10 protein-coding genes are annotated in these 15717 nt (G+C 69.5%); 5 read left to right on the top strand and 5 right to left on the bottom strand.

Features of this window, described 5'->3' with window-relative positions; genetic code table 11:
- Window positions 1-23: 23 nt before the first annotated feature.
- Complete coding sequence (locus AC1DFU_RS08880; RefSeq protein WP_441592769.1) at window positions 24-1001, bottom strand: hypothetical protein; 978 nt, start codon at window positions 999-1001, stop codon at window positions 24-26.
- Window positions 1002-1454: 453 nt separating this feature from the next.
- Here AC1DFU_RS08880 and AC1DFU_RS08875 point away from each other — a divergent pair, with 453 nt between their 5' ends.
- The 4 genes from AC1DFU_RS08875 (at window position 1455) to AC1DFU_RS08860 (ending at window position 4539) form a co-directional block, all read left to right on the top strand.
- Complete coding sequence (locus AC1DFU_RS08875; RefSeq protein ID WP_092294799.1) at window positions 1455-1781, top strand: hypothetical protein; 327 nt, start codon at window positions 1455-1457, stop codon at window positions 1779-1781.
- A 195-nt stretch (window positions 1782-1976) separates the two neighbouring features.
- Complete coding sequence (locus AC1DFU_RS08870) at window positions 1977-3053, top strand: alpha/beta fold hydrolase (RefSeq protein WP_092294801.1); 1077 nt, start codon at window positions 1977-1979, stop codon at window positions 3051-3053.
- Between the two features lie 41 nt (window positions 3054-3094).
- Entirely contained in the window at window positions 3095-3937 is an 843-nt protein-coding gene (locus AC1DFU_RS08865) for a class I SAM-dependent methyltransferase (RefSeq protein ID WP_092294803.1), read from the top strand.
- 122 nt (window positions 3938-4059) lie between these two features.
- Window positions 4060-4539 (top strand): nuclear transport factor 2 family protein, encoded by a 480-nt coding sequence (locus AC1DFU_RS08860; RefSeq protein WP_092294806.1) that lies wholly within the window; start codon window positions 4060-4062, stop codon window positions 4537-4539.
- A 64-nt stretch (window positions 4540-4603) separates the two neighbouring features.
- On the opposite strand, the gene AC1DFU_RS08855 is transcribed toward AC1DFU_RS08860, so the two are convergent.
- Both AC1DFU_RS08855 and AC1DFU_RS08850 read right to left on the bottom strand, forming a co-directional pair.
- The gene (locus AC1DFU_RS08855; protein WP_441592768.1) at window positions 4604-6361 is read right to left on the bottom strand and encodes a dipeptidase; all 1758 of its coding nucleotides are present in this window, start codon (window positions 6359-6361) and stop codon (window positions 4604-4606) included.
- A 78-nt stretch (window positions 6362-6439) separates the two neighbouring features.
- Entirely contained in the window at window positions 6440-7585 is a 1146-nt protein-coding gene (locus tag AC1DFU_RS08850; protein ID WP_441592767.1) for an FAD binding domain-containing protein, read from the bottom strand.
- A 214-nt stretch (window positions 7586-7799) separates the two neighbouring features.
- Here AC1DFU_RS08850 and AC1DFU_RS08845 point away from each other — a divergent pair, with 214 nt between their 5' ends.
- On the top strand, window positions 7800-8375 hold the full coding sequence (locus AC1DFU_RS08845; RefSeq protein ID WP_441592766.1) for an HlyD family secretion protein: 576 nt from the start codon (window positions 7800-7802) through the stop codon (window positions 8373-8375).
- On the opposite strand, the gene AC1DFU_RS08840 is transcribed toward AC1DFU_RS08845, so the two are convergent.
- Both AC1DFU_RS08840 and AC1DFU_RS08835 read right to left on the bottom strand, forming a co-directional pair.
- The gene (locus AC1DFU_RS08840; protein ID WP_441592765.1) at window positions 8367-9884 is read right to left on the bottom strand and encodes an MFS transporter; all 1518 of its coding nucleotides are present in this window, start codon (window positions 9882-9884) and stop codon (window positions 8367-8369) included. The two genes, AC1DFU_RS08845 and AC1DFU_RS08840, sit on opposite strands and share 9 nt — an antisense overlap.
- A 208-nt stretch (window positions 9885-10092) precedes the next feature.
- Window positions 10093-15660, bottom strand: coding sequence for a trifunctional serine/threonine-protein kinase/ATP-binding protein/sensor histidine kinase (locus tag AC1DFU_RS08835; RefSeq protein WP_441592764.1), 5568 nt, complete (start codon window positions 15658-15660; stop codon window positions 10093-10095).
- Window positions 15661-15717: the final 57 nt, after the last annotated feature.

Below are 15717 nucleotides of genomic sequence, written 5' to 3'. Positions count from 1 at the left end.
CGTCCGCCATCATCGAACCGCCGTCAGGCCGCCATCGCCGGAATCGGCACGCCGGCGGCGGGCATCGCGTACATCAGCGGTCCCATGGCGGCCTCGATGCGCGCCATCTGCCCGGCATCGACCATCCCGCCCAGCAGCTTGCTGAAGCGCGGTTCCAGCATGCCCGAGACGATGTAGGTCCAGCGGTACGCCTTGAGCACCACGGCTTCCACCTCGGCGGCGCGCGGGGCGTCCGGCGTGCCACGGATCACGCGCATGACGTAGTGCGCGTCGGCGGTGGCCTGGGCCTGCAGGATCTCGTCCACGGCGCCCACCAGCGCGATCAGGTCGTCGATGGCGGCATCACGCGAGGTGCGGCACATGCGGGCGTCTTCGCGCAGCCATTCCAGCTCGTCGAGGTTGGCGTGCTGGGACTCCTCGCGCCAGTGGTACAGGAACACGTCCTTGAACAGGTCGGACAGGTCCGGCGCGGTGCCGATGCTGCCGCGATAGTGCGCCTGTGACAGCAGTTCGACATGGCAGGTCAGCGCCAGCACCGCCCAGGTGCACTTGGAGAGCACGAAGGCAGCCACGGCGTTGGCGTCCGCCCCGAAGGTGTAGCCCGCCGGCATGCCCTGCGCGGCCAGTTGCTCGATGCGGCGGAACAGCTCCTGGTGCTTCAGTTCCTCGTCGGTGAAGCGCACCAGCGCCTCCAGCGCGACCTGATCGCCAAAGCTGTGGGCCTGCGTCAGCTCCACCACCTTGGCCGAGACGAAGCGCTCCACCAGCCCGAACATATTGGCGTAGGTGCGGCCCTGCACCTGGCTCACGAAGCGGCGTTCGGCCGCGCTGAGGAACGGTAGTTCGTCGGCCAGGGACAGCCCGTCGGGCAGGAACTTGTGGGAGAGGTCGAAGGTGCGGTCGCGGATGACGTCACGGTCGATGTCCCAGCGGATGCGCTTGGATGCGGCGATACAGCGGGCGTAGCGGGCGGTGTCGGCTGACAGGGATACGGCTTGCATTGCAAAACTCCTCTGGAATGAACGGCGTCCATGCAGAAGGTGCCTGACAGGACGTAGGCGGATCATTCCAGCGGCACGCGCCGCCAACATGAGACGGGTGTCCCGGGTTTGGCGCGCTTCGAGGGTTTTGGAGTGGGGCGGTTGTCCTGCTTTAGGGCTTACCCTCTAACTGCCGTTTCTCGCCGCTTCATTTCGCTGAAGCCCCCGCGGAAGCGCGCCAGCGCCTCCGCCACCCCCCGGTAATTACCCGCGCCCGGGACCCTTGTCCCACGGAATCCCCCCGCACAGACCCTGACGAATCCCGCAAACCGGGACACCCGCCTCATGTTCGCCCGCACCCCGCTGCCCACAATCGGCCCCTCGAACAAGGAGCAGTGCGGCTCAGGCGATCCCCACACCGTTCCTTCATCCTGAGCTGTGATCGCCTTCCTGACGTTGTAGTTGGAGTTTGCGATGTACACGAATCTTGCCAAGACCCTCTTGACCGCTTCCTCGCTGGCCATCGGCCTGTGCAACCTGGCGTATGCCGGGCTGGGCGGCGATCGTTCCTCTTTCACCACCACCGCGGCGCAGGCCGGCATGTCTGCCTGCAAGGGCGGCAAGTTCGATCCGTACCAGGACGGCCTGCGCACCAGCAAGCCGGATCCCTACACCGACGGCGCCCGGATGGATCAGCGCGACCCCTACACCGATGGCGCCCGCATGGGTCAGCGCGACCCGTTCACCGATGGGGCCCGGATGGGCGCTGCCGGTGGCGGATGTCTGCTGCGCAACGCCTGACCGCGGATAATGCGCCGGGCACGGTATGCACCACGTCTGGCTTTCCGCACTTCGCGGGGCCAGCTGGCCGTGGTTTTGCCTGCACGCTGGGGATCGTTGACTAAGATTAGTCAATCGCCCGTTCCAAGCGGACGTGGTGAGCTATCGCCCCGGCGCCCTGCACCGGCCGTACCCTGTCCCGCGCGCGATCCCACCATGCCGATGCTGAAGCAGCAGATACGCCTTTGCACCAGCCTTGACCGGGTGCGACTGGCGTATGCCATCACGGGCAGCGGACCGCCGCTCGTGAAGGCCGCCAACTGGATGAGCCACCTCGAATTCGACGTGGGGAGTCCGGTCTGGAGCCACATGCTGTGCGCGCTGTCAGAGAACCACACGCTCGTGCGCTACGACGAACGCGGCTGTGGCCTCTCTGATCGCCACGTGGAGGACCTGTCCTTCGAGGCGTGGCTGCGTGATCTCGAAACCATCGTGGACGCCACCGGCGTCGATCATTTCCCCTTGCTGGGCATTTCCCAAGGCGCGTCGATCGCCGTGGCGTACGCGGTGGCGCATCCCGAACGGGTGAGCCACCTCGTGCTGCACGGCGGCTACGCCCGGGGGCGCCTCAAGCGCAACCTCGGGGCCGAGATGCGCGAAGAAGCCGAGCTGATGGCGCGGCTGGCCGAACTGGGCTGGGGGCAGGAGAACCCGGCCTTCCGCCAGTTCTTCACCACCCAGTTCATCCCGGGCGGCACGGCGGAGCAGCACCGCTGGTTCAACGAGCTGGAGCGCGTGTCCACCTCGCCGGCCAACGCGGCGCGCTTCATGCGCATCTTCAACGACATCGATGTGGTGGAACTGCTGCCGCTGGTGACCTGCCCCACGCTGGTGCTCCACGCCGTGCGCGACGCGCGCGTGCCGTTCGACGAAGGCCGGCTGATCGCCAGCATGATCCCGAACGCGCGCTTCGTGCCATTGGAGAGCGGCAACCACCTGCTGCTGGAGACGGAGCCGGCATGGGACCGCTGGCTCGAGGAAGTACGCGCCTTCCTGCCCGCGCCGGTGCCGGTCGACGACCCGGCGTTCCACACCTTGACCCGGCGCGAGCGCGACATTGTCGTGCTGATCGCGCAGGGCCGCGACAACGCACAGATCGCCGCCTACCTCGGGCTGTGCGAGAAAACCGTGCGCAACCACATCACGAGCATCTTCTCGAAGCTCGAGGTGGAAAACCGCTCGCAGGCCATCGTGCTCGCGCGTGAGGCCGGGTTCAACCGGTCCCGCGCGTAAGCCGGCGGACCTGCCGGGCGCACAATCAGGAGACTCCCATCATGACGACTACCCCCGACGCTGCCGCTGCCCCGGCGACTTCGCCCGACCTTGCCGCCCTGAAAGGCCGCCAGCAGGTGGCCTGGGCCAGCGGCGACTATGCCGTGATCGGCACCACGCTCCAGATCGTGGGCGAGCAGCTTGCTGAAGCCTGTGACCTGCGCTGCGACGAGCGCGTGCTCGACGTGGCCGCCGGCAACGGCAACGCCACGCTGGCGGCGGCGCGCCGTGGCTGCATCGTGACGTCCACCGACTATGTCGGCGCACTGCTGGAGCGCGGCGCCGAGCGCGCCAAGGCCGAGCGGCTGGAGGTCTCCTTCCAGCAGGCCGACGCCGAGGCGCTGCCCTTCGACGACGCGAGCTTCGACGCCGTGCTCTCCACCTTCGGCGTGATGTTCGCCCCGGACCAGCCCAAGTGCGCCGCCGAGATGGCGCGCGTGACCCGGCCCGGCGGCCGCATCGGGCTGGCGAACTGGACGCCGCAGGGCTTCGTCGGCCAGATGTTCAAGACGCTGGGCGCCTACGTGCCGCCGCCGGCGGGGGTGTCGCCGCCGTCCAAATGGGGGGTGGAGGAGCACCTGCGCACGCTGTTCGCACCGCATGGGGTCGATGTCCGCGTGACGGCGCGCCAGTTCAACTTCCGCTATCGCTCGGCGGCGCACTTTATCGAGGTGTTCCGCACGTGGTACGGCCCGGTCCACAAGGCGTTCGCCTCGCTGCCGGCCGACAAGGCCAGCGCGCTGGAAGCCGACCTGACCACGTTGCTCAACAGCTTGAACGTGGCCGGCAAGGATTCGATGGTGGTGCCGAGCGAGTACCTGGAGGTGGTGGCGACGAAGCGGTAGGGGGGGCGGGCGCGGTCGCCCACCTCCCGAAAATCTCCTTGACATACAGATCTGTCTACTTCACGATAGTAGACAGATCTGTCTCATTCCGGCGATAGCCAACCCATACTCAAGGAGCTTCGATGTCGACCCAACCCGAATCCCGTCCGCCGTTTCCGCCCTTTACCCGCGAGAGCGCCGCCCAGAAGGTCCGGGGGGCCGAGGATGGGTGGAACAGTCGCGATCCGGCGCGCGTGGCGCTGGCCTATACCGTCGACAGCCAATGGCGCAACCGGGCGGAGTTCGTCACGGGGCGTGCCGCGATCGAGGCCTTTTTGTCGCGCAAGTGGCAGAAGGAGCTCGATTACCGGCTGATCAAGGAGTTGTGGGCGCACGATGGCAACCGCATCGCGGTGCGATTTGCGTACGAATGGCATGACGACTCGGGCAACTGGTACCGGTCGTATGGCAATGAAAACTGGGAATTCGACCAGAACGGTCTGATGCAGCGGCGCTTTGCCTGCATCAACGATGCCCCGATGCGCGAGGCGGACCGCAAGTTCCACTGGCCGCTGGGCCGCCGCCCGGATGACCACCCGAGCCTGAGCGACCTGGGGCTGTAAGCGAGTAAAAGCCGGCAGGGGGCGGAAGCGGCATCGCGCCCCGCCCGCATCTGCCGGCGCCGGCTTACTGCATGGTGTCCAGATTGCCGATGCGGACCAGCATCTCGGTGAACATCTGCATGTCCAGGTTCAGGTCGGCCACTTCCTTGTACTCCTTGGCGTTGTGCGCGGTGTACTTCTTGCCGGGCATGGCCGGGCCGAAGTTGATGGCGTTCGGCATCAGCTTGGCCGTGGTGCTGCCGGCCGTGGGCACTGGCTTGGCTTCGAGCCCGGTGGTGTCGCCGTAGATATTCAGCAGGGTAGAGAGCCAGGCGCCCTTGGGGTCACGCGCCATCCAGTTGCCCTGGTCGTGCTGGATCTCGACCGCCGTCTGCGTGGCGCTGGCCCAGGCGTTGATCCTGGTCGCCACCCGGGCGCGCAGTTCGTCCGGCGTGGCGCCGCGCGGCATACGCACGTTGGCGGTGACTTCAAGCTTGCCGTTGCGCTCGCGGATCAGCGTGGGCGACATCGTCAGCGGGCCCATGAAATCGTCCCGATAGCCCACATCCATCTTCTCGCCCAGATAGCCGGTGCCGTACAGGTCGCCGAGGTAGCGGATGGCGCGCGCGTACTGGTTGTCCGCGAACGGCACGCCGGCGCCTTGCAGGAACAGCGCCAGGCGCGGTACCGGGTTCACGCCTTCTTCGGGCCGGGAGCCATGGGCCGACGAGCCGGTCACCTTGACGTCCACGCCGCCGGCGCCCGGTGTCACGTCGATCGAGAACTTGCCCTGCGCGGCATGCTGGGCGATGAACGGCTCGCGCGCCTTCTCCAGCGCGGCAGCCACGGCGGCCGGATCGCCGCCCGTGATGCGTGCCGTGGCGGTCTGCGGAATCGCGTTGGCGGACGCCGCGCCAGCCATTGCCACGATGGCGGGGGCCTTGCCGTCCGTCGGCCGGTCCGCGAAGCGCACCGTCAGCGCGCCCGAACCCTTCTCGGCCACCACCGCCGGGTACTTGCTGTCCAGCACGATGTTGTACGCCGGCAGCGTGGTGTGCGCCTGGTAGTACTTCATGCCGTCGCCGCCGGTTTCCTCGGTGGTTTCGATCATCAGACGGATCGTGCGGGCCAGCGGCACGCCGCTCTCGCGCACGGTCTTCATCGCGTACATTGCCGCCGCGATCGAACCCTTGTCGTCAATGGTGCCGCGCCCGTACAGGTAGTCGCCCACGCGGGTCACCTTGAACGGGTCGAGCTTGGTGCCATCGTCGAGCACCCATTCGTCGGCCACCACGGGCACTACGTCGGCGTGCGTGAGGATGCCGAAGGTGTCCGCGCCGGTGCCGGGCAGGGTCACCTCGAACACGCGGTTGTCCACGTTGCGATAGGTCAGGCCGAAGTCCCGGGCCATGCGCTCCACCACCTTGCCGAACGCGATGATGGCGGGGTTTTCGTGCTGCGGCACCTTTTCGTCGCGCACGGTGCGGATTGCCACCATCTCGGTGATGCTGTCCAGCACGGCGGTTTCGTTGTGGAGCCGGTTATAGACACCGAGCAGCCGGCCGATGTTGACGAGATTGTCGCCCTTGAGCGGCTTCTTCGCCCGGTAGGCCCGCACGGCCGGGGCCAGCTTCGGCTCGGTCTTTACGGCGGCGGTCAGGAAGGCGTTGAAGCTGGCCGGCGGCTTGGCCGACTGGCTGGCGACCAGATGGTCCAGCGCGGGCTTGGCCAGCGTCTCGGCCAGCGCCGCGCCGGGGATCGACATGGCGAGCAGCGGGGCGAGCAAGGCAGCCAGCAAGGCGGCCCGCAGGGGGGAGGTCGGCACGGCAGGCAGGCGGTTCATCGATGTCTCTCGTACGGGTCTTGTGATGGATGCGCATGATAGCAGCGCCTCCATCGCCCGCGTCGACCGCGCCGGGGGTCAGGCGGCGTCGTGCCGGCCCATGATGCGGGTGCCCAGTGCCATGCCCCAGCGCACGAGTTGCGCGCCAGCTGGCAGCTGCGTGCGCTCCCACTGGGACAGCGCGGTGTCGATGCCACCGCGGTTGGCGTGCAGCGCACGCCCCAGCGCCACCGCATTGCCGGCCGCCTTGCCCGCGCCGGCGCCGGTATGGGGGCGTGCGACGAAGGCCGCGTCGCCGGTCAGCACCACGCGGCCGAACACCATGCGTGGCGCCTCGTAGTCGTGGATCAGTTGCAGGAAGGGATCGGGCGTGCCGGTGACCAGCGCGGCGAGGTCCGGCGCGAGGTCGCGCACCGCCGCGTGGCGCAGGCCATCGATCTCGCCGTCGCGCATGACGCCCGGCGGGAGCGAATGGAGGTGCTGGTGCCCCACGCGGTCCCGCAGCGCCGCGTCGCGCGCCGGGCCGCTTGGTAATGGGCGATACCAGACCCAGTTCTGCCGGCGCTGCCCCGGGGCGGTCTCGCCGTTCTCGCCGGGAATCAGGTAGGTCAGCAACTGGTGGCCGTGCCCTTCCTCGAAGGCGAAGTTGTTGTGCAGGAGCTGGCGCGTGGCGTCTGGCAGGGCCGACTCGGGCAGCACGCCGCGCCAGGCCGCGTAGCCGGCGTAGGCCGGTGCGGCGCCGGGCAGCAGTTGCGCGCGCACGGTGGAGAGCGGCCCGTCCGCCGCCACGAGCAGGTCGGCGGTCTCCGTGCGGCCCGACGCGAAGCAGGCGGTCACGCGCGCGCCATGCTGGCGCAGCGCCAGGAAGGTCTCGCCCGCATGCACGGCGCGGGGGCCGAGCGCCTGCCGCATGTGACCGTACAGGCCGTTCCAGGCGATCTGCGTCTGCGGCATGTAGACGCGGCGCACGTCGCCGTCACGCGTGACGAAGATGCGGCCGCCCGAGGGCACCCCGAAGTCCTCGGGCAACGGCACGCCGGCAAAGCCGAGTGCGTCGGCCACATCGGGCTGCAGGACGAGGCCGCCGCCCCGGCTGTCCAGCGCCTGGGGCGAGCGTTCGAACACATCCACGTGCCAGCCGATGGCGCGCAGGCAGAGGGCCGTGAACAGGCCGCTGAGAGAGCCGCCGATGATCACGGCGCGAGGGGTGGAGGTTGGATGCATGGTCGTCAGGGAGGTGGAGGCGTCTTCGCATCGTAGGGGCGGGCCCGGATGCCGCCAATCGGCCACAGGTTTGCGGCGTGTGACACGAAGGTATAGGCACCCGCCCTAGCGGCGTTCCAATCGACAAAAAGCCGGCGGACGCGCCATCCTCGCAGCACCGGCGTGCCAACAATTCGCTCCGAGGGGGTCCTGCTCCCGTATTCAAGGAGTTGTCATGAATATCCAGTCGCGTTCATCGGCGGGACGGCCGCTTGCCGCCGCGTGCGCCGCTGCCTGTGCGATGGCGGGCCTCGCCGCAGTTGTCGGGCACTGGTGGATCGAGGGGCGCCATTTCGAATCCACGGATGACGCTTATGTGGCCGGCAAGATCGTGGATGCCGCGCCGCGCGCTGCCGGCGCAGTGGTGGCGATCGTTGCCCCGGACACGCGGGGCGTGCCATCAGACGCGGTGTGGGTCGATGCGCGGTTCAAGAAGCACCAGCTTGCGCGGCTGCGCGCCGGCCAGCCGGTGACGTTGTACGCCGACGCATATGGCGCGAAGGTGCGCTATCACGGCACGGTGGCCGGATTCTCGGCAAGGAACGGTGTGGCGCTCACGCCGCAACCCGCCCACGGCGCCATCTGCCAATGGATCAAGCCGCCGCAGCGGTTGCCGGTGCGCATCGCGCTGAACCGGGCGGAACTCGCCGCCCATCCGCTGCGTGTGGGGTTGTCGATGTACGTGACGGTAGACGTGCGTACGCGGACCGGGCAGGGCCAGGTGGTATCGAACCAGAGGCCGCTAGCGTAGCGCGCGCTGCCAGATGGCGACGGCAGCGATGCCCAGGCAGATGACGGCGACCACCGCCAGCATGTTCGCCGACGCCACCAGCACGGCCTGCTGGTCGATTAACTGCGACAGCGTGGCCAGCGCGGTGGCGTCGAGCGGGGCGGGCAGCCCGTAGGGCGTGACACGGCCAATGAGGTGCGTGCGCGCCACGGCTTCCCCGGCCTGCAGCCACTGCCCGGCCAGTCCGGTGCCGCCCATCAACGCCACCTGCCGGAGGATGTTCTTGAACTGGTAGGCGTGGGGGAAGTCCTCGAGCGAGGTCTCCATGAAGGTGAGTTTGGCGACGAGGATCAGCGTGAACGGCAGCGCCACGCTTTGCAGCAGCAGCGCTGGCAGGACGGCGGAGACGGGCAGCCCGTCCGACAGGCGCGTGGCGAACAGCCACGCCGCCGCCGCCGTCATGCCGTAGCCGAGCGCCAGGTAGCGCCGCGCGCCGGGCAGGCGCGATCCCATCAGCATGAAGGCGACGCCGGCCACCAGCCCGCCGAGCGCCGACAGGGTCAGCACCATGCCGGTGGTCTCGAACGTGAAACCGAGGCCGAGCTGCATCACGTTGGAGACCGTAAAGGTCCAGAGTCCACTCAGGCAGGCAAAGATCGAGTAATAGGCCAGCCCCGTGAAGTAGCGGCGGCCGTTCAGGCGGCGCGGGCTGAGCCAGGCGTTCGGCGCGCGGTGCAGCCGGATGAAGGCGAGCACGACGACGACCAGACCGGCCAGCGGCGCGGCGGCCACGCGCAGGGAGTCGCCGGTGGCATAGAGCCGCAGCGAGGCCAGGCCATGCACCAGCACCAGCGCGCCGGCGCCGACCAGCAGCACGGTGAGCCAGTCCATGCCGGCCACGTCGTCGAGGTCCGGCGTGCGTGGCGGGCGGGCGCGGTGCGGGTAGACGCAGAACACGAACAGGGCCGTCAGCGCGGCCAGCAGCGCCTGCACGAGGAAGATCATGCGCCAGCCGGTGTCGAGCATCAGCGTGGCGGTCAGCCAGGGCGCAATCGCCGGCAGGCCAATCGTGCCAATCACGAAGCCCGTCAGCAGCCGTGGGCGCTCCGCCGGCGTGGCAATCAGCTGGATCAACACGCGCGACGCCGAGAACAGCCCGCCGGCGCCCAGCCCCTGCACCGCCAGTGCCGCGGACAGCTCCACGACGTTGGACGACGCGGCGCACAGCAGGCAGCCGACGAAGGCGATGACGAGGCCGAGCAGCGTGAAGCCGCGGTAGCTGAGATCGTCGGCGAGGCGCCGCGTCAGCAGGTTGGCGACGATGGCCGCACCGGCATACGCGGTCAGGCACCACAGGAAGTCGTCGGGCGTGGCGTAGATGCCGGCGCGGATGTGGAGCGTCCCGGTGGCGAGCATCGACGTGGCGACGAAGTCCACGCCCGTTGCGCAGCCCAGCGCGAGGCCCAGCCACTGCACGCGCGCCCGGGACAGCTCGGGGAGCGCCTCCAGCGGTACCGCGTCAGCCGGCATGCTGCGCAAGAGGAAGCGTGAAGGGGAAGGCGATTCGGGACATGCATCTCTCCGGGGATCAGGCCGGCATCCGGCAGGTCTCCAGCTTAGGCGTGTCCCGCCGCCAGCACACTCGTCCCCGCGCATGGGGGCGCCTGTGCATCGGTTTGTGACGACTATCCCCGGGTATGGAATGTCTGGAATGTGCGGCGGCTGGCGCTCCGGTCCCTCACCCGCCCAGCGGCCAACACAGCGGCAGCGTGAACGAGAACTCGGTGCCGTGCGGCGTGCGCGCCGTGGCGCGGAGCCGGCCCTTGTGGGCTTCGACGATGGAGCGGCAGATGGCCAGCCCCATGCCCATGCCGTTCTCCTTGGTCGTGTAGAACGGTTCGAACACCTGGTCGATGGCGCCCTCGTCGAGCCCCGCCCCGGTGTCCGAAACGCTGACTTCCAGCATGTTGTCGCCGGTGACGCGCGTGCCCATCGTCAGCAGGCGGGCGCGGTTGGTGATGTCGCCCATCGCCTCCACGGCATTGACCACGAGGTTCAGCAGCACCTGCTGGAGCTGCACGCCGTCACCGAACACGCAGAAGGCGTCGGCATGCAGCGCCAGTTGCACGGACACCTGCCGGCGTTCGATCTCGCTGCGCGAGATGGCGAGGATATGGCGGATGGACTCGTGCATGTCCACCTCGGCCAGCACGGGCGCGGCGTTGCGCGTAAGCCCCTGCAGGCTGCGGATCATGTCGCCGGCGCGCTGCCCCTCGCTGGCGATGGCCTGGAGGCCCTCGCGCGCGTACTCGATCTCGGGCTTGCTGCGCGCCAGCCAGCGCAGGCTTGCGCCGGCATTCGAGACGATGGACATCAGCGGCTGGTTGATCTCGTGAGCGATGGAGGCCGTGAGCTGGCCCACCGTGGTGGCACGCGCCACCCGCGCGAGGTCGGCCTGCGCGTTGCGCAGCGCGTCGTCGGCATGGCGGCGCGTGGTCACGTCCGTGACCGTGCCGACGTACTCGAGTATCTCGCCGTCCGTCACCAGCGGCTTGCCAATGCCTTCCACATGGCGGACCGCGCCGTCGCCGCGCACGATGCGGTACTCCAGGTGGATGGGCACCTTGTCGGACACGCACTGGATGATGGTGTGCAGCGCGGCGGCGCGGTCGTCGGGATGCATCCGGGCGCCGAAATCCTCCAGCGCGAAGTGGGCGCGCGCCGTGTCGAGTTCGAAGATGCGGCGCATCTCATCGGAGCAAGAGATCGCTTGCAGCCGCAGGTCCCAGCGCCAGCTACCGGTGTGGCTGACGCTCTCGCCCATGCTCAGCGAGGCCTGGCTCGCACGCAGCGCGCGTTCCACCTGCTGCCGGCGGTCGTTCTCGGCCAGCAGGTCTTCGTAGAGCCGTGCCGTGCGCAGCGAAATAGCGGCCTGCGAGGCGATCAGTTCGAGCACCTCGGTCTGCTCGGGCGTGAAGCCGTCGCCGAGCAGGCGATTTTCGAGGTACAGCGCGCCAATCAGCGTGTTGTGCCGCGACATCGGGATGCAGATGGCCGCGCACTGCGTGTGGGCCGCGAAGTAGGGGTCGAGCCCGAACGGGTTGGTGCCGGTCGCGTGGCCCACCATCACCGGTCGGCCGGTGCGGATGACGGTGTGGAACATCGACATCGGCAGGTCATCGGCGGCGGGGGCGCCCTGCGCCAGCTGCACGCGGATACCGGCGGGCGAGGTGTGGGCGCGCGCCTCGATGATCGGCGCCTTGCCCTGGAGGCGGATCAGCAGCCCACGCTGCGCGGCGGCGTATTCGAGCGTGATGGTCATCAGCGTGTCCACCAGCTTGTCGAGCCGGATCTCGTCGGTCAGCGCGCGCGAGGCGCGGATCACGCTTTCCACGTCGCGGATGCGCTTGCCGTTGGCGAGCACATAGGCCGGGCCACGCGCCGCATCGAACAATTGCGGGTAGGTGGCGGCCATGTGGCGAGCCTTGCCCGTCGCGCCCCATTGCCGATAGCGGTCATGCGCCGCGCGCAGGTGGCCGCGTGCGGCGGTGGTCAGGCCGGCCGCCATGCAATAGTGGCCGGCGCGTTCGTGCGCCAGCGCGGCCGTGTGCACGAAGCCGTGCGCCGTGGCATGGGCGATGGCCTGCTCGTAGCGCGTCATCGCTCCCAGTCCGTCGCCATCGAGCCGCGCCAGCTCCCCTTCCACGAGCAGCGCCTTGTCGGTGAAGGTGATCGGATTGGCGTCGGCCCAGCGGCGCAGCTTGCTGGCGTCCTCGGTAAGCGTGGCGCGCGCCGCCGCGTCGGGCGTGCTGGCGGCCAGCGTCAGCGCGCGATAGAGATGGAAATCGACCTGATGGATATGGGCCGGCGCGGACCACGCGAGCGTCCCGGCCGTCTCCAGGCTCGCGGCGGCTTCGGCGTGCCTGCCAGCCAGGTATTGCAGCGTGGCGCGATAGAGCCAGTACCAGAACTCCAGCGTGGACATGCGCTCCCGCGCCGGCGTGCGGGCGAGGTCGTGGCCGTCGAGCGCGGTGGGCGCGTCGGCGCCGAGCGGGAATTCCGCTTCGCGCAGCCCGTCGACAAAGCGCTGTTGCAGCAGCAGGATGGCTTCCACGTCGTGGAAGCCGGTCTCCCGCACGAAGTTGAGTCCGCTGGTGATTTCGGCGGAAACCTCGTCGAGCGTGTCGCCGCGTGCTAGCCGGTTGCTCACCAGATGGCAGCAGAGGAAACACGCCGTGGTCACGTCGCCGTTGGCGACGCCGGCCGCGAAGCCCGCCCGGGCGCAGTCGGTCGAGTAGCCCAGCGGCTGCGTCCACACGCTGAGCTGGTCGAGCGGCAGCAGCGTGCGGGCTTCATACGCGACGTAGCCATGCCGCGTGACCAGTTCCCGCGCCATCTCGCCGTAGCGGAAGCCGTCCTCGTAGGCCGCGAAGCGGTGGCAGACCAGCACGCCGAGCCAGCCCAGCGCAGCGGTGGACGGGCCGCTGATGCCGTGCGCGAGCGTCAGCCACATCATCTCGCACAGCTCCAGGAACACCAGGTGCTCGTCGACGAAACTGGCGGGCACGGAGAGCGCGGCCAGCAGCGCCATGGCCGCCTTCACATCGGGCTCCGACATCTGCGGAAGGTGCGCCAGCGCCTTGAGTCCAGGGCGATCCAGCCGCGCCGCGATGGCCCGGTAGGCGGCGTCGGCGTCCGCTGCCGATGGATGCGCGGACAGCGAAATGCCGAACATCCGCAGCCCCCGGATGGCCGTTTCCACCGCCAGCGCGTTCTCCGAGCGCCGGGTATGCAGTTCGGTCTTGAGCCGGTAGACCTCGGCAAGCTGGCGGGCGGGCGCGTCCGCATCGAGCAGCGTTTCGGCCAGCGTCAGCGCCTCCGGCAGCCGGCCTTGCTGGAGCAGGCACGCGCAGCGCTCGCGCAGCAGCGCGAATTCCACCTCGCCGGCACCGGCATGGCCTTGCACACGCGCGGTGCGCACGAAGGCGAGGCCGGCGGTGACGGCGTCCAGCGCGGCCGGATAGGCGATGGCGCGGCGTGCGCGCGTGGCGGCGGCCAGGCTCAGCCGCGCGGACTGGATGGCCTCGTCGGCATCGGTGATCAGCTCTACCACCTGCGCCAGCATCTCGGTGGCGCGGAACAGGGTGTCGTCGCGCAGGGTGCCTTCGGCCGTATCGGAGGCATCGCGCAGCAGCCGGCCTACGCGCAGGTGCACGCGGTCGCGCTCCTCGGGCGTCAGCAGCGCGTGGGCGGCCTCCTGCACGCGGTCGTGCGAGAACACGTAGTGGGGCTCCTGCAGGCCGATGGCGTCGGCGGCGCGCGCCGGGGCCAGCAGGGCGTGCAGCGCCCCTTCCTCCACCTCGAACGCGGCGCAGACCAGCGCCACGTCCGACTGCCGGCCCAGGCACGCCATGCCGCCGAGCAGTTGGCGCGTGCGCGGCGGCAGCCGCTCCAGGCGCTGGAGCACCATGTCGGCGACGTTGTCGGTGTAGGCGTGCTGCGCAATGCGCTGGAAGTCGTACTGCCAGCTGCCCTCGTCGGGCGAGTAGGTGACGAGCCGGTCATCGACCATGGTCTTGATGAACTGGCCGACGAAGAACGGGTTGCCGAAGGTCTTGGCGTGGACCAGCCCCGCCAGCGGCTGGAGGTCGCGGCGGCGGGCGCGCAGCGTTTCGGCCAGCAGCGTGCCGACAGCCTCCACGTCGAGTGGTTGCAGCGCGAGATGGTGGTCCTGCGGGCGATCTTGTGGGGGATCTACCGATCGACCGTCTGATTGACCCAGCGCATCGCCCGCCGCTCGCGTGCTGCCCACGAGCAGCAGCGGCAGCGGCGTGGCGCAGTCCAGCAGGCGCGCCAGTAGCTGCCGGGAAGATGGGTCGAGCCACTGGAAATCCTCGATCACCAGCACCAGCGGACGCTCCGGCAGCCCGAACGTGCCGACGAGGTTGCGCATCGCCAGATCGAAATGCACGGCCGTATCGGCGCCGCTCCCCCTCGGCGGGGCGGGCAGCGGGCCGGTCAGCGCCGCGAGCGCGGGCGCGATGCCCACGGCGGTGCGCGCATACGGGCCCAGGCTGTGGCTGACGCGCGCCTGCCAGTGGCGCACGCGCTCCTCGGGCTGGCCGAGGATGTCGATGACCAGCCCGTGGAAGGCTTCCGCGATAGCCGCGTAGGGGGTCTCGTGCCGGAACTGGTCGGCCTTGCCCACCGCGCAGCAGACCTGCTGCTGGCGCAGGCCATCGACAAACGCCCGCATCAGGGCGGACTTGCCGATGCCGGACGGCCCGCTTACCGTCACCAGCGCATGCTGGCCCGTGAGGGCGACGTGCGCGTAGGCTTCGGCGAGTTCGCGCAGCTCGGCGTCGCGGGCGTGGAGCCGGTCCGGCAGTTCGAGTTCGGCGGGCTGGTCGCGGCGGCCCAGTTCGAAGACGTCGATGCGGCCGAGCGTGCTCCACGCGGCCCGGCAACGCCGGATATCCGCTTCCAGCCCCGCCGCGGACTGGTAGCGCCGGCTCGGGCGCTTGTCGAGCAGCTTCATGATCAGCAGCGACAGCGCTTCCGGCACGCCGGCCGCCAGCCGATGGGGCGGCAGCGGTTCGCTGGCCACGTGGGCGTGGATCCACTCGTTGGCGTCGGCCGGATCGCGCGCGGCGAACGGTAGCTGGCCCGTGGCCAGGCGGTAGAGCACCACGCCGAGCGAATAGAGGTCGCTGCGCGCGTCCAGCCCGTTGCGGGTGCGGCCGGTGTGCTCGGGCGACATATAGGCCAGCCCCTCGCTCCCGGCCAGCGTGTGGGGCGCCAGCGCGTCGGCGATGTCACACTGCTGCGCGGCGGCCAGCCCGAAGCGCGTGAGCCGGCACCGGCCGTGCGCGTCGACGAGCAGGGCCGACGGCATGATCGCCTTGTGGATCAGCCCCGCCTCGTGCGCGGCACGCAGGGCCTGGCTGGCACTCTCGGCAACGGACAGCAGCCGTGTCACCGGCAGCGGCGCGGGCGGCAAGTTCGCCAGCGGCACCGCGCCGGTGTCCTCGTACACCAGTGCCACGCCGCCCTGGTACTGCACGCAGGCGCGCGGCACCATCGCCCAGGCCGGTTGCAGCAGGGCGACGAGACCGAATTCATTGTGGAACCGGCGCACGGCCTCGCCCTCGGTGAGTACCGACGCCGCGTGCGCCACCAGCAGGGTGCTGCCATCCTCGACGTGGAAGCCGCGCGAGAGCGCGACGATGCCGTTGTGGCAGAGCGGCGTGAGGGCGTACTCGTCCAGCGATACTGCGGCGGCCTGGCTTGTGTCGTACGGCGTCATCGTGAGGCGTCTATTGCTGGCCGCCGCACCGGTGGGGCTGGTGCGGACAACGGGGCG

The organism is Cupriavidus sp. 10L45 (genome assembly GCF_056395225.1).
The sequence above is the reverse complement of the archived record's forward strand: the minus strand, read 5'-3'. Positions and strand labels throughout refer to the sequence as shown.